Source organism: Pseudoalteromonas sp. HL-AS2 (genome assembly GCF_031198805.1).
Taxonomy (GTDB): Bacteria; Pseudomonadota; Gammaproteobacteria; order Enterobacterales; family Alteromonadaceae; genus Pseudoalteromonas; species Pseudoalteromonas nigrifaciens.
The window spans coordinates 399,089-418,075 of sequence record NZ_CP133571.1 but is presented as its reverse complement, the minus strand read 5'-3'; the positions used below and the strand labels follow the sequence as shown (position 1 = coordinate 418,075).

The 18,987-nt window shown below is 40.8% G+C and carries 14 protein-coding genes and 1 tRNA gene; 6 read left to right on the top strand and 9 right to left on the bottom strand.

Annotated elements, in window-relative coordinates; genetic code table 11:
- Positions 1–25: 25 nt before the first annotated feature.
- A complete protein-coding gene (locus RB215_RS01990) occupies positions 26–844 on the bottom strand; it encodes a mechanosensitive ion channel domain-containing protein (RefSeq protein ID WP_309216758.1) in 819 nt (272 codons plus the stop codon).
- 262 nt (positions 845–1,106) lie between these two features.
- Between RB215_RS01990 and RB215_RS01985 the strand changes: the two genes are divergently transcribed.
- Positions 1,107–1,182, top strand: a tRNA-His gene (locus RB215_RS01985).
- Positions 1,183–1,706: 524 nt separating this feature from the next.
- Here RB215_RS01985 and RB215_RS01980 read toward each other — a convergent pair.
- Together RB215_RS01980 and RB215_RS01975 are read right to left on the bottom strand one after the other, a co-directional pair.
- Positions 1,707–3,248 (bottom strand): PAS domain-containing methyl-accepting chemotaxis protein, encoded by a 1,542-nt coding sequence (locus tag RB215_RS01980; protein WP_182684035.1) that lies wholly within the window; start codon positions 3,246–3,248, stop codon positions 1,707–1,709.
- 382 nt (positions 3,249–3,630) lie between these two features.
- The gene (locus RB215_RS01975; protein WP_192532463.1) at positions 3,631–4,305 is read right to left on the bottom strand and encodes a tRNA-uridine aminocarboxypropyltransferase; all 675 of its coding nucleotides are present in this window, start codon (positions 4,303–4,305) and stop codon (positions 3,631–3,633) included.
- Between the two features lie 224 nt (positions 4,306–4,529).
- Here RB215_RS01975 and RB215_RS01970 point away from each other — a divergent pair, with 224 nt between their 5' ends.
- Positions 4,530–4,982, top strand: coding sequence for a transposase (locus RB215_RS01970; RefSeq protein WP_089367699.1), 453 nt, complete (start codon positions 4,530–4,532; stop codon positions 4,980–4,982).
- Between the two features lie 433 nt (positions 4,983–5,415).
- Here RB215_RS01970 and lpdA read toward each other — a convergent pair whose 3' ends face one another.
- The 6 genes from lpdA to ampD form a co-directional block, all read right to left on the bottom strand.
- Positions 5,416–6,843 carry a dihydrolipoyl dehydrogenase gene (lpdA, locus tag RB215_RS01965; RefSeq protein ID WP_309216757.1) on the bottom strand — a complete coding sequence of 476 codons (1,428 nt, stop codon included), beginning with the start codon at positions 6,841–6,843 and terminating at the stop codon, positions 5,416–5,418.
- Between the two features lie 157 nt (positions 6,844–7,000).
- Complete coding sequence (gene aceF, locus RB215_RS01960) at positions 7,001–8,953, bottom strand: pyruvate dehydrogenase complex dihydrolipoyllysine-residue acetyltransferase (RefSeq protein WP_309216756.1); 1,953 nt, start codon at positions 8,951–8,953, stop codon at positions 7,001–7,003.
- A gap of 10 nt (positions 8,954–8,963) precedes the next feature.
- Complete coding sequence (gene aceE / locus RB215_RS01955; RefSeq protein WP_309216755.1) at positions 8,964–11,630, bottom strand: pyruvate dehydrogenase (acetyl-transferring), homodimeric type; 2,667 nt, start codon at positions 11,628–11,630, stop codon at positions 8,964–8,966.
- An 84-nt stretch (positions 11,631–11,714) separates the two neighbouring features.
- Entirely contained in the window at positions 11,715–12,464 is a 750-nt protein-coding gene (gene pdhR, locus RB215_RS01950; RefSeq protein WP_011327101.1) for a pyruvate dehydrogenase complex transcriptional repressor PdhR, read from the bottom strand.
- A gap of 719 nt (positions 12,465–13,183) precedes the next feature.
- Positions 13,184–14,035 (bottom strand): beta-lactamase regulator AmpE, encoded by an 852-nt coding sequence (gene ampE / locus RB215_RS01945; protein ID WP_011327100.1) that lies wholly within the window; start codon positions 14,033–14,035, stop codon positions 13,184–13,186.
- Positions 14,036–14,048: 13 nt separating this feature from the next.
- Positions 14,049–14,603, bottom strand: a complete 555-nt coding sequence (ampD, locus tag RB215_RS01940; protein WP_309216754.1) for a 1,6-anhydro-N-acetylmuramyl-L-alanine amidase AmpD — start codon at positions 14,601–14,603, stop codon at positions 14,049–14,051.
- 319 nt (positions 14,604–14,922) lie between these two features.
- On the opposite strand from ampD, the gene nadC reads away from it, so the two are divergent.
- The 4 genes from nadC (at position 14,923) to RB215_RS01920 (ending at position 18,986) form a co-directional block, all read left to right on the top strand.
- The gene (gene nadC / locus RB215_RS01935; protein ID WP_309216753.1) at positions 14,923–15,768 is read left to right on the top strand and encodes a carboxylating nicotinate-nucleotide diphosphorylase; all 846 of its coding nucleotides are present in this window, start codon (positions 14,923–14,925) and stop codon (positions 15,766–15,768) included.
- A 537-nt stretch (positions 15,769–16,305) separates the two neighbouring features.
- Positions 16,306–16,752 (top strand): pilin, encoded by a 447-nt coding sequence (locus tag RB215_RS01930; RefSeq protein ID WP_309216752.1) that lies wholly within the window; start codon positions 16,306–16,308, stop codon positions 16,750–16,752.
- Positions 16,753–16,835: 83 nt separating this feature from the next.
- Positions 16,836–18,065 carry a type II secretion system F family protein gene (locus RB215_RS01925; protein ID WP_309216750.1) on the top strand — a complete coding sequence of 410 codons (1,230 nt, stop codon included), beginning with the start codon at positions 16,836–16,838 and terminating at the stop codon, positions 18,063–18,065.
- 36 nt (positions 18,066–18,101) lie between these two features.
- Positions 18,102–18,986, top strand: a complete 885-nt coding sequence (locus RB215_RS01920) for an A24 family peptidase (protein WP_309216749.1) — start codon at positions 18,102–18,104, stop codon at positions 18,984–18,986.
- Position 18,987: the final 1 nt, after the last annotated feature.

Here is an 18,987-nt window from a genome sequence, read left to right as displayed (position 1 = left end):
TAACCTTTGTATAGCTGTAAGTAAATTAATCTTGTTTGCGTAAATGTACATCCATTTGAGGAGCTGGAATATTGATCCCTTGCTCATCAAATATGATTTTAATTTCTTCGAGTAAACTCCAGTATGTAGGCCAATAATCGGCTGACTCAACCCACGGGCGAACTATAAAGTTTACGCTTGATTCAGCAAGCTCAGATACTGATACGTTATAAGCCGGATCTTTTAAAATGCGTGACTCGTTATCAAGTATTGATTTAAGCACTTCTTTCGCTTTGCGTAAGTCGGCGTCGTAATCTACACGAATTACCAAATCAATACGGCGTGTTGACTCGCGTGAGTAGTTAACGATTGCATCTGACATGATTTTTGAATTTGGCATTATGATAACTTTGTTATCTGGGGTGCGCAGCTCCGTTGAAAATATTTCTATTTTTTTAATGGTGCCGGCTTTATTACCTGCCTCTACGTAGTCACCCGATTTAAAAGGGCGCAGTAAAATAATTAACACGCCCGATGCAAAGTTAGAAAGCGAGCCTTGCAGTGCTAGACCTACGGCTAAACCTGCAGCACCTAAAATAGCGATAAATGAAGTTGTTTCGATACCTATTTGCGACAGCGCCATTAAAACGGTCGCCATAAATACTATGGCAAATACAATACTAGAAACAAAAGAGCCTACTGCTTTGTCTACTTTCTTTTTGTCGAATGCTTTTTCGGTTAAGTTTGCACAAAATTTTGCAATTCGCCCACCTAATAAAAAGATAACCAGCGCTATTACCGCTTGTATTCCATAATGTAAAATTAGGCCTGAGTTTTCATTAAGCCAATTGAGTACCGATTCCATTTTGTGGTCCCTGAAAGTCGTTCATCTGATTTTATCGGCAAATTATATATTATTTACATTTTAGATTCATTACATAATGGGTTTGCATAAATAAGTTTTAACCCAGTTACTTATTAAAGTAATAGTTAACTTGGCTGCTTTTCATGCAAAATACACACTAAACATGCTATTTCGCTCTTTTTTTAATTTTTTTCACTTTTTTGCTTCACAACTTTTAATACTTTATGTATTATGCGCCTCACACCAACCAAGGTGTGTTGTGGCGGTTGTAGCTCAGTTGGTAGAGCCCCGGATTGTGATTCCGGTTGTCGCGGGTTCAAGCCCCGTCAATCGCCCCAATTTTTCTTTCCACAAGAAAACTTTAAATTCCTTACGTTGCTTCTCAAATTTTTACGCTTTTAAAAACCCATATTAAACAAACAAAAATACAGAACTTGTAGTAGGAAATTTACCTTGCGCTTTTTTGATTTTTAACAAGCGCGGCATAAAGCCCCGCCTACAATAAACACACCCCGTAAGCGGGAGTTTACCTCGCGCAAATTTTAGCAAGCGCGGCATAAAGCCCCGCCTACAACAAACACACCCCGTAAGCGGGAGTTTACCTCGCGCAAATTTTAGCAAGCGCGGCATAAAGCCACGCCTACAACAAACACACCCCGTAAGCGGGAGTTTACCTCGCGCAAATTTTAGCAAGCGCGGCATAAAGCCCCGCCTACAACAAACACACCCCGTAAGCGGGAGTTTACCTCGCGAAAATTTTAGCAAGCGCGGCATAAAGCCCCGCCTACGGGTAATTTAAACACCGAGCTTGGCTTAATCTCTGCCTAAAACCTAATGCCTGAAACCTGCTCTTACCCGCCCTTTAATCTACTTTGAAAGATAGCCCTAATGATGCAAGCATTTTTGAGCGTTTATCAATAGAATCTGATTCGACTTCTACTAATTGTGCTTGAGTTAGGTTTTCGCTTGAGGTTTCACTAATATTGTAAATGTTACGGCTAATCTCTTGCGATACCATGCTTTGTTCTTCGGCAGCTGTAGATATTTGGCCCGTGAGATCTGAAATATCACTAATAGAAAGATGCACCTGAGAAACTACCTCTTGTGTTTGGCGTGTTTCTTTAACACAGTCTTCGGCAGCGTTTTTTCCAACTTCCATCGTTTTAGACCAGCTTAATAACGTTGACTGCATTTCTGCTATAGATGTTTGTATTTGCTCAGTGGCAGAGTGGGTTCTACTTGATAGCGCGCGAACTTCATCTGCAACGACAGAGAAGCCTCTACCATGCTCTCCAGCACGCGCTGCCTCTATGGCTGCGTTTAACGCAAGTAAATTAGTTTGATCTGCAATACCTTGAATTTCTTGCATGATATCGCCAATTTTACCTGCCTCTTTGGCTAATTCTGTTGCTGAATTAGCTGAATTATCTACCTCATTTGCGAGTAAAGAAACTTTATCCATAGTTTGCGACATAGCCTGCGTAGCTGCTTCACAATTTGAATGCGCTTGATTTACTTTCTGGGTAGTTATAACAGTACTTTTGGCAACTTCATCAATTGAGTTAACCATTTGCTCAACCGCTGACGAAACCTGATGTAGCTCTGCAGCTTCTTTTTCAACTCCCAATTTAGATTTTTGAGCAACGGCTTTGAGAGAGTTGGCACCCTTTTCTAAACTCAATGTTCCATCGATGATCCGCCCTACTATTGTAGTGACTTTTCCTTCGAGTAATTTAATTTGAAAATCAGCAAAACTAAATATATTACTGCCCGAAAACACATGGCGAGAGATACTGTCTGACTCAGTTTTTCTTTTTTTAAGGTATCGCTGTGATAAAACGAGTTGATCATAATAAATAACAAATGGCAGAGGAATAAACAGCAAAATAAACCACAGTGAATAACTAGCTAACCAAGCAAAAAGTGCACTAAAGCATAAATATAGAGGGAGTTTGAGTGCCGACAGATTATGAGTAAATGTATTTATAGACTTGCCACTATTAATACGCTTATACAGATTTTCTGCGCTGTTTAAGTACTCAGGTAATAGTCGGCGCCTAACAGATTGATAGCCTATTTTTTTTCCATTTTCATAAATTGGCGTTACAAATGCGTCAACCCAGTAGTATTGACCATTTTTACATCTGTTTTTAATTGCACCTCGCCAAGCAATATCATTTTTTAAATTAGACCATAAATCGGCAAACGCAGCTTTGGGCATATCAGGGTGGCGCACCATACTATGGTTATTACCTACTAGCTCGTCTAATGTATACCCAGCAACTTTACAAAAGTTATCATTTGCGTAAGTTATAACTCCTTGCAAGTCTGTAGTAGAGAGTAGTTCTTCATCAATACCAAAAGTAACTTCCTGGTCGACTATCGCTTGTTTTTGCTGACTCATTTGAATGATATTCCCTTAGGGTGATATATCGCTGAAGGATAATTTATAAATGTAAAAGGCGCAATTACAATACTTTTTTATTTGCTTTATTTTTTAAATAGTAAAAAAGATTGACTAAAGTGAGTGTGTTTTTAGTTATAAATGACTATCCATAAAATAGTAGTCTGTTTTTTGAGTAATGTGAGGAAAGCAGGGAAGAAGTTATAAAAATATTAAAAGCGTTAGGTATGAGGTTCTAGCTAAGTGATATAGACCGAGCCTGACTTGTAGACGGGAGTTTACCTCGCTCAGTTTTTTAATTTTAACAAGCGCGGCATAAAGCCCCGCCTACGAGCAACTTAAACACCGATTTTGGTTTAATCTCTGCCTGAAACCAGCCCTTTTACTCTGGCCTGCCTTTATTGCGTTTACCTAATAAGTACGCGTCGCGGAATTTTATAAAATGCTGTTCTAATTTAGAGGCTGCATCCTTCTCTCCCGCTAACGCTAACACCATAATGGCCACTTCTGCGGTGCCAAGTTGATGCGCATGGGGAGCAACGCGAAGGCGGTAGTCTGAGAGTTTGTCGGCAGTGATCGACAATACCGGAAGGTTATCTAAATACGGACTTTTGCGGATCATTTTTTTAGCTTCGCGCCAGGTGCCGTCTAAAAATATAAATAGCGGTTTTTTACCGGCTGTTATATTTACTTCAGTTACCGCTCTGCCCGGCTCTACATCTTCAGCAGGAAATACAACCATAGGTTGATATTGAGGATCGTTTATTAATGCTAAAAGTTTGGCATCGGGATCAGTTCTGTCCCATCTAAATGCATAGTTTTCAGGTACTATTTCGGCAATTAAACGCCCAGTATTTGAAGGTTTAAAGCTTTCATTATGATACATAAGTAAACAAACAGCGGCGTCGCAATCGGCTTGTACAACCCCTTCACAAATACAGTAAAGCTCTGCAAGTAGGCATTGCTGGCAACGTGTCATTTTAGCGCCTCGAGCGTTAAACTCACGGCGCGATTCGCTTATTTGTTGGGCACGTAATGCTAAAACGGCATTTTTCACTGGGGGGTTTACCTTAAATAAATTAGGCGCGCATTGTAGCTAAACTTGATGAAAATAGATATGTAAGGGCTTTAGGTATTAACAAGGTGATACAACCCTATAGGCGGAAGATCACCTCGCGCAATGTTTTTTAATTTTAACAAGCGCGGCGTAAAGCTTTACCTTAGGCAAATTTAAAAATTACTGCTACTTTTAAATTATGACTTTTCTAATGATTATTTTAAATGAAAAAATCACAGCTACTTCGTAAAGGGCGTGTATCTTTAGCTAATCACTATTACAACGTAACTCTAGTTACATATGACAGACAATGCTTATTTACTGATCTTTATTTAAATAGATTATTAATAAATGAAATGAGAATTCTGGAGGAACAAGACGCATCTAAAACGATTGCCTTTGTGTTTATGCCCGATCATATACATTGGTTATTTCAATTAAAAATGAGCTCTTCTCTTAGCTGCTTGATTCGTACATTCAAAGGTCGCTGTACAAAACAAGCAAGGGAGCAATTTTTAATACAAAAGCTGTGGCAACCTGATTTTTATGACCATTTAATTAGGGATGAAAGCGACTTAACTAATTGTGCTCGTTATATAGTAGCAAATCCCCTTAGAGCATCTTTAGTTAAGAGTGTTGCTTTTTATCCTCATTGGGATTGTATTTATATTACTTGAACTCGCGCAATGTTTTTTAATTTTGTTACCAGCAAGCGCGGCATAAAGCCCGCCTACAACCCCCCCGTGGGCGGGAGTTTACCTCGCGCAATGTTTTTGAACCTTAAACAAGCGCGGCATAAAGCCCCGCCTACAATAAACACCCAACCCTGTAGGGGGAGTTTACCTCGCGCAATGTTTTTGAACCTTAAACAAGCGCGGCATAAAGCCCCGCCTACAATAAACACCCAACCCTGTAGGGGGAGTTTACCTCGCGCAATGTTTTTTTAAATCTTAAACCTTAAACAAGCGCGGCATAAAGCCCCGCCTACGGACGGCCTAAACACCGAGTTTGGTTTGATCTCTGCCTGAAACCTGATACCTAAAACCTGCTTTTTCGCCCATAAAAAAACCCAAGCTGGGCTTGGGTTTTTAAACAATTAACTAAAAGAAATTACTTTTTCTTTTTAACTGCTTTTTTATTTGGTAAGTCAGTGATTGAACCTTCGTAAATTTCAGCTGCTAGGCCGATTGATTCGTTCAATGTTGGGTGAGCATGAATGGTAAGTGCTAAGTCTTCGCCATCTGCGCCCATTTCTACTGCTAGGCCAATTTCGCCTAGCATTTCGCCTGCGTTAATACCAACCATAGCGCCACCGATTACACGGCCACTTTCTTTATCAAAAATAAGCTTAGTAGAACCTTCAGTACGTGCAGATGCAATTGCACGACCTGATGCAGCCCACGGGAATACCGCAGTTTCAATGCTAAGGCCTTGCTCTTTTGCTTCTTTTTCAGTTACACCAACCCACGCCATTTCTGGATCTGTGTAGGCAATTGAAGGAATACATTTAGGATCAAAGTAATGTTTTTGACCAGAAATAACTTCAGCTGCAACGTGTGCTTCGTGAACCGCTTTATGCGCAAGCATAGGTTGGCCAACAATGTCGCCCACTGCAAAAATGTGCTCAACGTTTGTTTTAAGCTGCTTATCAACATTAATAAAGCCGCGCTCATCAACGTTAACGCCTGCTTTATCTGCATCAAGTAACTTACCGTTTGGTGTACGGCCAACTGCTACAAGTACTTTGTCGTAACGTACTGGTTCTGCTGGTGCATTTTTACCTTCAAACGTTACATATAGGCCATCGTCTTTTGCGTCAATGCCCGTTACTTTAGTAGAAAGCATTACATTAAATTTGTCGCTTACGTACTTTTGGTAAATTTTAACAATGTCTTTATCAGCAGCAGGTACTAGTTGATCAGCAAATTCAACTACGTCGATTGCTGAGCCTAGTGCACGGTATACTGTGCCCATTTCTAGGCCAATAATACCACCACCAAGTACAAGTAGCTTTTCAGGGATATCTTTAAGCTCTAGTGCGCCAGTTGAGTCAATTACGCGATCATCTTCTGGGATGAAAGGTAAGCTAACTGGTTTAGAACCTGCAGCAATAATTGCGTTATCGAACGTAATTGTTGTTGTACCGTCGGCGCCTTCAACAGCAATGGTGTTGCTGCCAGTAAATTTACCGTAACCGTATACAACTTTAACTTTACGCATTTTCGACATGCTAGTTAAGCCACCAGTTAGTTGGCCAATAACAGAGTCTTTCCATGAACGGATTTTGTCTAAGTCAATTTGTGGTGCGCCAAAAGTAACGCCATGATCGGCCATTGCCGCTGCGTCATCAATTACTTTAGCTACGTGTAAAAGCGCTTTTGAAGGGATACAACCCACATTTAGACATACACCGCCTAGTGTATCGCGAGACTCAACTAGTGTAACTTCTAAGCCCAAGTCAGCAGCACGGAAAGCCGCAGAGTAACCACCAGGACCACCGCCTAGTACAACAACTTGAGTTTTTAATTCGTTGCTCATGCTATTACCTTAATTATTTGAACGGGACACAGCCCCAAGGTTTAACTGCCATGCTTCTGCGAGGCAGAAATTCTGTGCAAAGATTGTATCATTGCAAATGGTAAAAATCCCAGCAAAAAACAACTGGCTGGGATTTGATTTCATACATTTTTAGCGATTACATCACTAATTGACGAATATCGCTCATGTAGCTTGCCAGCGTAACAGTAAAGCGTGCTGCTAGCGCCCCGTCAATCACTCTATGGTCGTACGACATTGACAATGGCACCATAAGTTTTGGTTCAAACTCTTTACCATTCCATTTTGGCTTCATTTCAGATTTAGACACACCTAAAATAGCCACTTCTGGCGCGTTAACAATCGGCGTAAATGCCGTACCGCCAATACCGCCTAAGCTTGAAATAGTAAAACAGCCACCTTGCATATCTGCCGAGGTAAGCTTACCGTCGCGTGCTTTAGCTGATACTTCCATTAGCTCGCGCGATAGTTCAATAATGCCTTTTTTATCAACATCTTTAAACACAGGTACTACTAAACCATTTGGCGTATCAACCGCTACACCAATATTAATGTACTTTTTAAGAATTAAGCTTTCGCCATCGTTAGACAGTGACGAGTTAATAGTTGGAAATTCGGCCAACGCTTTTGCTGCAGCTTTCATTACAAATACTAATGGCGTAATTTTAACACCTAGCTTTTTCTTCTCGTTAAGGGCATTTTGCTCTTTACGGAATTCTTCAAGGCTGGTTATATCGGCTTCGTCGAACTGAGTAACATGTGGGATTTGCACCCAGTTACGGTGTAAGTTTTTACCCGATAGCTTTTGAATACGCGATAGTTTTTTCTCTTCAATTTCGCCAAACTTAGCAAAATCAACTTTAGGCCATGGAATAAGCCCAAGCTCACTACCGCCTGCATTGCCTTTACCTGCCGACAATTGACCAGATTCAACTTGCTTAACTAGGTTTTTAACATAGTTTTGCACGTCGTCTTTTACTACGCGGTTTTTACGACCAGAGCCTTTTACGTTAGCTAGGTTTATACCAAACTCACGTGCTAAGCGGCGTACCACAGGCGATGCATGTGCATACGCGCTGTTATCAGCAAAGCTTTCGTTGCTAGCTGCTGGAGCAGATTGCGTCGCTGTTTCGGCTTTTGGTGCTGGTTTTTCGCTTTTAGCAGCAGGTGCTGACTTTTCGGCTTCAGGTTTAGCTGCTGCAGCAGGTGCGCCACCAGCAACTTCAAAAACAAAAATTAACGAGCCGGTCAATACTTTATCGCCCGTAGCTACTTTAATTTCTTTAACTGTGCCTGCAAACGGTGCCGGAAGCTCCATTGCTGCTTTGTCGCCTTCAACGTTTAGTAACGATTGATCTTCAGTAACGCTGTCGCCAACGGCTACTAAAATTTCGGTCACTTCAACTTCGTCGCCACCAATATCAGGCACGTTAACTTCTTTTGTGCTTGATGCTGAGCTTTGCTCGGCCGCTGGCGCTGCTTTAGTTTCGGCTGGTGTTGACTCAGCAGCAGGTGCTGCAGACTCACTACCTGCTACTTCAAATACAAATACCAATGAACCGGTTTTTACTGTATCGCCAGTCGCTACTTTAATTTCTTTAACTGTGCCAGCAAATGGCGCAGGTACTTCCATTGATGCTTTGTCGCCTTCAACGCTTAAAATAGACTGATCTTCGCTAACGCTGTCGCCAACGGCTACTAAAATTTCAGTTACTTCAACTTCGTCATCGCCAATATCTGGCAAGGTTACGTCTTTTGCTGCAGAGCCAGAAGCCGCTGGTGCTGGCTTAGCGTCAGTTGCAGGCGCTTTTTGCTCTGCTGCACTGTCGCTTTTAGCTGTACTTGCGCTTTCGCCTTCACTCTCGCCTTCAAAGATAAACACTAAAGAGCCAGTAGCTACGTTGTCGCCAACGCTTACTTTAATCTCTTTTACTGTGCCAGCAGTGTCGGCCGGCACTTCCATTGATGCTTTGTCGCCTTCAACGGTTAGTAATGCTTGGTCAACTTCAACAACGTCGCCAACGGCTACTAAGATTTCGGTTACTTCTACTTCATCACCACCGATATCGGGTACTTTAATTTCAATACTCATTGCAAACCTCTTATGCGTACAGTGGGTTAAGTTTGTTGGTGTCGATATTGAACTTTTTAAGTGCTTCAATAACTACCGACTTTTCAACTTCACCACGTTTAGCAAGTTCAGATAACGTAGCAACTACAACGTAGTCTGCGTTAACTTCAAAGTGACGACGAAGGTTTTCGCGGCTATCAGAGCGGCCGTAACCATCGGTGCCTAACACTTTATAGTTATTGCTAGGAATAAACGAACGCGCTTGCTCTGCGTAATTTTTCATGTAATCGGTTGCTGCAACCGTTACTAAATCGCTTAATACGCTAGTGATATACGCTGTTTTTTGCTCGCCTTCAGGGTTAAGCATGTTAAAGCGCTCAACATCTTGGCCATCGCGCGTTAGCTCGTTAAAAGACGTTACCGAGAATACGTCAGACGCAACACCGTAGTCTTCGCTCAATACTTTAGCTGCTTTACGTACTTCAGTCATAATAGTACCCGAGCTTAATAGCTGTACGTTGGCTTTTTTGCCTGCGTAGCTTTCTAGCTTGTAAATACCTTTACGAATACCTTCTTCAGCGCCTTCTGGCATAGCTGGCTGATGGTAGTTTTCGTTCATTAACGTTAAGTAGTAGTAAATGTTTTCTTGATCGTCACCATACATACGACGAATACCATCTTGAATGATAACCGCTACTTCGTATGCGTACGTTGGATCGTAAGAAATACAGTTAGGTACTGTGCTGGCAAGAATATGGCTGTGGCCATCTTCGTGTTGCAAGCCTTCGCCGTTAAGCGTAGTACGACCGGCTGTTGCACCTAATAAGAAACCACGTGCTTGCTGATCGCCTGCCATCCATGCCATGTCGCCAACGCGTTGGAAACCAAACATAGAGTAGTAAATGTAAAATGGGATCATTGGTAAATCGTTGGTGCTGTAAGATGTTGCTGCAGCAACCCATGACGACATTGCACCTAACTCGTTAATACCTTCTTGCAGTACTTGACCCGATGTAGCTTCTTTATAGTAAGAAACAATATCGCGATCTTGAGGTGTGTAGTTTTGGCCATGCGGGTTATAAATACCAATTTGGCGGAACAAACCTTCCATACCAAAGGTACGTGCTTCGTCGGCAATAATAGGTACTATGTTTTTACCAATGCCTTTGTCTTTTAATAAAATATTAAGTGCACGAACAAAACCCATAGTGGTAGAAATATCACGTTTTTGCTCTTCAAGTAGCGGGTTAAACGCCTCTACTTCTGGCACTGTTAGCTTTTCGCTAAAGCGTGCAATACGCTTAGGTGTATAACCTTTAAGCTCTTCACGACGAGCGTGTAAGTAAGTGTGCTCTGGTGAGCCTTCTTCAAGCGTTAAATATGGCAGTTCGGTTAGTTGCTCTTCAGATATTAAATCGTCAAGGCCTAAGCGTGAGCGTAGGTGTGCAACATGCGACATGTCCATTTTTTTAACTTGGTGCGCAATATTTTTACCTTCAGCCGCTTCACCCATGCCATAACCTTTAACAGTTTTAGCAAGAATAACAGTAGGACGACCTTTGGTTTCTTCTGCTTTTTTAAACGCAGCAAACAATTTAGATGGCTCATGACCACCACGCTTAAGCGCAAAAATTTCGTCATCTGTCATATCAGCAACAAGTGCTGCTGTTTCTGGGTAACGACCAAAGAAATGCTCACGTACATACGCGCCATTTTTTGCTTTATAGGTTTGGTAATCGCCATCAACCGTTTCGTTCATTAGTTGTAATAGCTTACCGGTTTTATCTTTAGCCAGTAATATATCCCAACCGCTGCCCCACACTAGCTTAATTACGTTCCAGCCAGCGCCTTTAAATAGGCCCTCTAGCTCTTGAATAATTTTACCGTTACCCATAACTGGGCCATCTAGGCGCTGTAAATTACAGTTAACTAAGTAACATAAGTTGTCTAGCTTTTCGCGTGCAGCAAATGAAATAGCGCCACGAGATTCTGGCTCATCCATTTCGCCATCACCTAAAAACGCATATACACGTTGGTTTTTAGTGTCTTTTAAGCCACGGCCGTCTAGGTATTTTAAAAAGCGTGCTTGGTAAATAGACGAAATAGGACCAAGGCCCATAGAAACCGTAGGAAACTGCCAAAATTCAGGCATTAATTTAGGATGTGGGTACGACGGTAAGCCTTCGCCACCTACTTCTTGACGGAAGTTATCTAGCTGCGATGCCGATAAACGCCCTTCAACAAATGCGCGTGCATAAATACCCGGAGAAATATGCCCCTGGTAATAAACTAAGTCGCCGCCGTCTACATCGTTTGGTGCTTTAAAAAAGTGGTTAAAACACACTTCGTAAAATGCCGCAGACGATTGGTAAGACGCCATATGGCCGCCTAAATCGAGATCTTTTTTCGATGCACGCAATACAATCATAATCGCGTTCCAACGAATTATTGAACGAATACGGCGTTCAATATTTACATCTCCCGGGTAAGCAGGTTCTTGCTCTACCGGAATTGTATTGACGTAGTTAGTGGTAATACCCGTTGGCATATCTACGCCATCTAAACGGGCTTGCTCTAACACTTGCTCAAGTAAAAACTGAGCTCGTTCAACACCTTCTTCGCGCACAACCGATTCAAGAGCTTGTAACCACTCTTGTGTTTCTAGCGCGTCTACGTCAATTTTATTGACTTCAGACATATGGAGGTTTCCTTATGTTTAAAATACGAATGTTGTGTATTTAACACATCCCTACTTATTAGTTTTGAGTAAGGGTGTATTTGCTTAATTTTGTTTGGTGCGTCTTAAACTGCGTTCAATTCGCGAATGTTCTTTACCCGCTTCCAGTAATGCTTCTTCTATATAGGCTAAATGCGCATTACTAGCTAAGCGTGCTTCTTCGGGCTTACCTTCAATAACAGCATCCATTAGCAAACCACGGTGGTGGCCTAATTGGTTACTGATATCTGATTTTGTTAATAACACGGTTAAATTTTGTAATACATTTTGCTCAAGCAATGCCTGCATGCCTCTCACTAAATGTAGTAAAACAATGTTATGTGACGCCTCTGCAATACAAAAATGAAAAGCATTTATTGCTTTCGCTTTTTGTTGTAAGTCGTCTTGTACCAAAGCAATTTGATCAAAGCTTTGTTTTACTTTAATAAAATCGTTATTGGTGCCACGCAGTGCAGCGTAATACGCGGCAATCCCTTCTAATGCATGACGAAATTCAAGTAAATCAAACTGCGATTCAGGATGTTTACTGATCAAATCAAACAGCGGATCAGTAAGCCCTTCTTCCAGCTGATTTTTTACATACGTACCGCCGCCTTGGCGCCTAGTTACTAAACCTTTAGCTTCAAGCTTTTGAATCGCTTCGCGCAGTGATGGCCGCGACACTTCAAATTGCTTAGCTAACTCACGCTCCGGTGGCAGTTTTTCGCCTGGTGCCAACGACCCCTCAAGAATCATGTTCTCAAGTTGTTGTAAAATCACATCCGATAATTTTGCAGCTTTAATCTTTAAAGACATCAGTTAACGTCCGCGTTGTATAAATACCAAAAGCCCTTAAAACCAGGCTTTGAACTGAACAATTTAACCAAAAGGTAAATTGGTCATACCAAATTTTGGCATACGGTAACAAAAAGCCTAATTGCTGTCAATTTACAGTAGCTTTAAGGACACTTAGCCAGCGTAACGCATTCAGCGCAAAGTTTAAAGAATACACAAAATAGTATAAATAAAGAAAGGTAAATGAGACGAAAATAAATTGGTCAGACCAGGGAGGGTAAAAGTGATAACGGAGAGTTTAGGTGTTAGCAGTCAAAAATAAGTAAACACCCCATAGCCCGCAGTGTAACTTTAATTACAGCCCGTTTATTCACAAGGAGGTTAAGAGCGCTACGCTTTAGAGCAGTGAAAAGTAATAGCTTAAAATGTTAACTTTTTAATGTTTTCTCATTTACTCTCATTGCCTTCTCTTTGTGAAATAGTATCTTTGTTTGAAAAGAGAAGTGTAAAACCGCACTTACACAATCCACACACCGTGCTTAGTTTTATCTTTTGTCTGGAATTTGTAGTGCCAAGCTTGCTGGCGCGATATTTTTAACAAAAACTATAATTACTTAAAACATTCGCACTACGTGCGCGCGGTGGCAAGCCCCTCGCCTACGTATAACCTCAAACACCGAGCTTGGCTTTATCTCTACCTAAAACCTGACGCCTAAAACCTGACGCCTAAAGCCTGCCCTTTAATCCAGCCCACCAAACAGGGTTAATAACGCAATCAGTACTAAATAAAACAATACATTACGTTTTACCAATTTAATCATACAAGTGGCTTCGTACGCGCAGTCGTAGTAGCGTTTTTCTACTTGCTCTGCGGCTAAGGCAGTGTAAGTAACCACTTTGCGGTTAGGGCTTGAAAAATCAAGCGCGTAGCGTAACCAGCAACTAGTGCCTTTATTAAAGTTACCTATTACTAAATAACCAAAGCTGGTAATACGCGCTGGTAACCAGTCAAGCCAAAATAATAATCTGTGTAGCATTTTAGAATGCTTTGCTATTATTTCGTCGTCATCTTGCGTTACTAAATCGGCGAATGTGCGTACGAGTGCATATAAAACCGCACCGGCTACGCCTAATATTACAAACCAAAAAATCACCGCGCAGTAAAATCTAAAGTTAACCCATGCCAGGGTTTGCCCAACTGTTTCGCCGTCTTGTTCTTCTTCTGTACGATTTTGGCCCATTTGTAGTGCATATAAAGTGGCTGCGGTTTTATCATCTCGGGTTAAAGCATTTAAGTACGACTTATATAAAGCACGCTGTTTAGCACAACCAAAACACACGAGTAATATTGTTACATTAAAAATAAGTTGCCACAGCACAAAGTCAGATAGCAAATATAAACAACCAATAGCCAGTACAGGTAAAAGTAACCACACTAAAAAACCAACACCCGAGCCAAATACGCCTTTATTAGTAAGTAGGTTTGCCGAGCGATTTACATAACCATCTGCGTAGTAGCTAATTTGCCAATGGGCTGAACGAGCACCTAAGCGCTCAAGTATTAATGCAATTATTATCGAAACCAAAATCATTGTTGTTACTCACTTAGCCTGATTGTTTAAGCATAGTTAAAAATAAATGCCAGTTAAAGCTACTACCGGGGTCTGTTTTTCGCCCTGGTGCTATATCGCAATGCCCTACAATTCGCTCTATTGTTATATTTGGGTAGCGTTGCATTATGGCTTTACTTAGTGTTTTTAAACTAGTGTATTGCGCTAAAGTATAAGCTGTGGTGTCGGTTCCCTCAAGCTCAATGCCAATGCTAAAGTTATTGCAGTTAGTTTGCCCGTTAAACTCAGACGCCCCAGCATGCCATGCTCGTTTATTAAATGGCACGTACTGCACTAGCTCACCACTGCGTTTAATAAAGCAATGTGCCGACACCCGCACACCGTGTAAATCGCTAAAGCTGCTATGCGCTTCACAATTAAGCGTACCCATAAATAAATCATCAACATAGGGCGTGCCAAACTGCCCCGCCGGCAAGGATATATTGTGAATTACCAATAAAGAAACATCAGTATCACTCGGGCGCTCATCAAAATGCGAACAAGCACGCTGCACAGCACTATTGACCACCCCATTTAAATCTATGTTCATAATTTAAATCAAAAGATCGACATAACATCGATGCTAAAGGATTTAATTTAAAAATGATAGACGCAGCAATAAAAGCTTACCAACCAGCGAATTTGTAGCCGGGAGTTTACCTCGCGCAGTTTTTTAATTTTAATCAGCGTGGCATAGAGCCACGCCTACATATAACCTAAACACCGAGCTTGGCTAATTTATACCTAAAACCTGATACCTAACACCTAAAGCCTGCTCTTTCCCTAAAACCTGCCTTTCTCACAAAGCTGGTTATTACATTTCAAACATAGTAAAATTTGCTTAATTTATTTACTGTTATGAGCTTTTTATGCCTATTCCACACACTTTAGTTAGTCAACTAGTTACACTTGCACTTGGTGAAGATTTAAATTACCAAAGTGCTGAAAATGGTGACATTACCGCGCAACTTATTCCTGCAAACGAGCAAGCAAGCGCTAAAGTAATTACCCGCGAAGACTGCATATTTTGTGGTAAAGACCTAATTATTGAAGTATTTAAACAAGTAGATCCAAACGTTGTAGTAAATGTACTCGTAAACGATGGCGATGCTGTGACTGCTAACAGCACTTTATTTACAGCAACAGGCTCGGCTCGCGCTATTTTAACTGCCGAGCGTACAGCACTTAACTTTGTACAAACACTTTCGGGCACGGCTACTACCACTGCTCATTATGTAAAAGAACTTGCGGGTACAAAAACCCAACTACTCGATACCCGTAAAACCATACCTGGTTTACGCATTTTACAAAAATACGCCGTTAAATGTGGCGGCGGTGCAAACCATCGTATTGGTTTATACGACGCGTTTTTAATAAAAGAAAATCACATAGCAGCGTGTGGCGGTATAAACAAAGCCGTGGCTCAAGCTAAACAAAACCAACCAAACAAACCAATAGAAGTAGAAGTTGAATCACTTGTTGATCTAAAACAAGCGCTTGATGCGGGTGCCAATATTATAATGCTCGACAACTTTAACGTAGAGCAAATTAAGCAAGCTGTAGTAGTTACTAATAAACGTGCAAAACTTGAAGTTTCTGGCAATATGACCCTACAAACGCTTAAAACCTACTCACAAGCTGGGGTAGACTTTATCTCAAGCGGAGCGTTAACAAAAAACTTACAATCGATCGATTTATCAATGCGATTTGATTAATAATTACGTTAATTTTAAATTAAAGCTGCGCTAATTCATTGACAATAGCTTGTTTAAAGCATTTAATAACCCGAAAGGATTGCTTTTTAACATTTTGTTAAATAAAATGCTTTTTTAAAATATAAGCCATGTACTAAAAAGTAAAAAACAGTGGTAAACTCACGCTGTTGTACTATAAATGAATGTAACATTAATATAAAAGCACTAATTAGCTGCTTTAATACTAATGCGTTCAGTAAGCAGGCATAAAAAGCTAAGTGCGTATTAGCTATCAATATAAGTAACTAAAAATTAATTGCGGCTATAGCTAAATATAAAAGTAATTAAATAACGTATTAAAGTACTAAACGTAAGTAACTTTAATAACTAAATCCACAGCGTACTTTTGTTTATACAAACCAAAATACGCTGTACAGTAAAGTTTATTCTTTAAATAAATAGTTTAAGTAAACAGGTTAAATAAGCAAATTAAGCTAAGCACTAATGCTACTTAAATAACACTTATTTACCACAACATTATCCTTTAGGAGAGGAAACATGAAAACAATGACACAACAGAACCAAAAGGGTTTCACCCTAATTGAATTAATGATCGTAGTAGCAATCATAGGTATTTTGGCAGCAGTAGCACTGCCAGCTTATCAGGACTATACAGCTAGAGCGCAAGCTTCAGAGGCAGTATCATTAACAGCAGCTGCTAAAACAGGTATTGCTGAGTATTATCAATCAGAAGGTGCATACCCTGTTAAAGACGGTACCCCTGATGTAACGGCATTTGGAGTTACTGGGACTTATAGCGTAGTTACTGTAACAACTGCAACGGGTGTTATACTTGCTAAGATGAATAAAACAGGTGTATCTAAAGACTTACAAGAGAAAACATTTACTTTTACACCTTCAGTTGAGAACGGTGCATTTAAGTGGACTTGTACTCACGACTTAACAAACTTAGCAATAGCTCCAAAAGGCTGTGCTAAGGGCTAGTAAACCTTCAATGTGCCTAAATTTATATCTTGTTTAGGCGCTACCATTCCTTATAGAGCTTGATTTTTTAATGAGTGACAACTATGTCTACTAAACAGGAAAAAAAAAGTTTAGACACTTTCCAGTGGATAGGTGTTAGCACTAGGGGAAAGCGCTTAGAAGGTGAACTTACTGGTTCTAGTATCGCACTAGTAAAAGCCCAGTTACGAAAACAAGGCATTACCCCTTCCAAAGTAAAGCGAAAAGCTAAGCCTCTTTTTGGTATAGCTAGCACTCAAAAAATAACCCCGAAAGATATTGCTTTAGTGACTCGGCAAATTGCTACCATGCTGATGGCGGGCGTTCCATTAATTCAATCTATTGAAATGATTGGCACGGGATCATCTAATAAAAGTGTTAGCAAGCTAATGGAAACCATTGCCGATGAAGTTAAAGCCGGGCAACCGCTATCACAAGCTCTGCGTCGCCATCCGCGTTATTTTGATGATTTATATTGCGATTTAGTGGCATCGGGTGAGCAATCTGGTGCTTTAGATAAAATATTCGACCGCGTTGCTATTTATAAAGAGAAGTCTGAAGCGCTTAAATCAAAAATTAAAAAAGCGATGTTTTACCCTATTGCGGTATTAGTTATCGCACTTATTGTTACCTCTATATTACTAATATTTGTAGTGCCGCAATTTCAGGATATTTTTGCCGGTTTTGGCGCTGAGCTCCCAGCCTTTACTTTGTTTGTAATTGCTATATCGGAATTTATGCAGGAATATTGGTGGATGATGCTAATAGTAATTGTTGCATTTGGCTGGGCATTTAAAGAGGCCAAGCTAAAAAGTTTAAAACTCCGTGATGCTACCGACCGAGCAGTATTAAAGCTACCTGTTATAGGCATGATTTTAAATAAAGCCGCCGTTGCCCGTTATGCTCGTACGCTCTCGACCACCTTTGCGGCTGGTGTGCCGCTAGTTGATGCGCTGGACTCTGCTGCAGGCGCCTCGGGTAATGCGGTTTATCGTTATGCTATTTTAGATATTAAAGCCGAGGTTAGCTCGGGCAACCAAATGAACTGGGCTATGCGTAACTCCAAAATATTCCCCGATATGGTAATACAAATGGTGGCTATTGGTGAGGAGTCGGGTTCGCTCGATGGCATGCTAGGTAAAGTAGCAACTATTTATGAGCAAGAAGTTGATGATGCGGTAGATGGGCTCTCAAGCTTGCTAGAACCGATGATTATGGCAGTACTTGGCGTATTGGTTGGTGGTTTAATTGTTGCCATGTACTTGCCTATATTCCAACTTGGCTCTGTTATTTAGTTTTTTAAACTTGTTATTTAATTATTTGGTCGTTATATGCAAAGTATTATAGAAGTAATGCAAAGCCAACTGTGGTTTTACTTAACCACAGTTGGCTTAATTAGTTTATGCATTGGTAGCTTTCTAAATGTAGTTATTTACCGCTTACCACTAATGATGCAACGCGAATGGCAAGGCGAATGTCGGCTACTTTTAGAAAGCGAACTTAAAAATAATAAAGCAAACACCAACGATCCTTTTAATTTAGTAAAGCCCAACTCTACCTGCCCCAAATGTAAAACTGCAATAAAAGCGTGGCAAAACATTCCTGTTATTAGCTGGTTATTTTTAAAAGGTAAATGCGCAAGTTGTAGTAACCCCATATCGGCTCGCTACCCTATTGTAGAGGCAATAACTGCACTATTAAGCTTAGTTGTTGCGTATAAGCTGGGCGCTACCGAGCAGGCTTTACTTTATATAGTAATTACTTGGGCTTTAGTGGCACTTACCTTTGTTGATATTGACCATATGTTACTGCCCGACCAAATTACCCTACCGCTTGTATGGCTGGCACTTATTGCTGCAGTGCTTGGCTATACCGTTACCCCAACTGATGCCATTATTGGTGCTGCTTGCGGCTATTTAAGCTTGTGGAGCGTATTCTGGTTATTTAAATTACTTACCGGTAAAGAAGGCATGGGCTATGGCGATTTTAAATTACTTGCCGTGTTTGGTGCTTTGCTTGGCTGGCAATCGTTATTAACCATTATTTTGCTTTCGAGCGTAGTGGGCGCAATTATTGGTATTGCGCTATTAACTATTCAGGGTAAAGACAAAGCCACCCCCATTCCGTTTGGCCCCTACCTTGCTATTGCAGGCTGGATCACCATGTTATGGGGCGAGCAATTGCAAACTAGTTACTTTAATGTAATTGGTTACTAAT

Bases quoted from the DNA above. Each gene is read 5' to 3' on its own strand.
- aceF (WP_309216756.1), bottom strand. From the start codon at position 8,953: ATGAGTATTGAAATTAAAGTACCCGATATCGGTGGTGATGAAGTAGAA.
- RB215_RS01920 (WP_309216749.1), top strand. From the start codon at position 18,102: ATGCAAAGTATTATAGAAGTAATGCAAAGCCAACTGTGGTTTTACTTA.
- RB215_RS01990 (WP_309216758.1), bottom strand. From the start codon at position 844: ATGGAATCGGTACTCAATTGGCTTAATGAAAACTCAGGCCTAATTTTA.
- RB215_RS01925 (WP_309216750.1), top strand. From the start codon at position 16,836: ATGTCTACTAAACAGGAAAAAAAAAGTTTAGACACTTTCCAGTGGATA.
- RB215_RS01980 (WP_182684035.1), bottom strand. From the start codon at position 3,248: ATGAGTCAGCAAAAACAAGCGATAGTCGACCAGGAAGTTACTTTTGGT.
- nadC (WP_309216753.1), top strand. From the start codon at position 14,923: ATGCCTATTCCACACACTTTAGTTAGTCAACTAGTTACACTTGCACTT.
- ampD (WP_309216754.1), bottom strand. From the start codon at position 14,603: ATGAACATAGATTTAAATGGGGTGGTCAATAGTGCTGTGCAGCGTGCT.
- ampE (WP_011327100.1), bottom strand. From the start codon at position 14,035: ATGATTTTGGTTTCGATAATAATTGCATTAATACTTGAGCGCTTAGGT.
- pdhR (WP_011327101.1), bottom strand. From the start codon at position 12,464: ATGTCTTTAAAGATTAAAGCTGCAAAATTATCGGATGTGATTTTACAA.
- lpdA (WP_309216757.1), bottom strand. From the start codon at position 6,843: ATGAGCAACGAATTAAAAACTCAAGTTGTTGTACTAGGCGGTGGTCCT.
- aceE (WP_309216755.1), bottom strand. From the start codon at position 11,630: ATGTCTGAAGTCAATAAAATTGACGTAGACGCGCTAGAAACACAAGAG.
- RB215_RS01930 (WP_309216752.1), top strand. From the start codon at position 16,306: ATGAAAACAATGACACAACAGAACCAAAAGGGTTTCACCCTAATTGAA.
- RB215_RS01970 (WP_089367699.1), top strand. From the start codon at position 4,530: ATGAAAAAATCACAGCTACTTCGTAAAGGGCGTGTATCTTTAGCTAAT.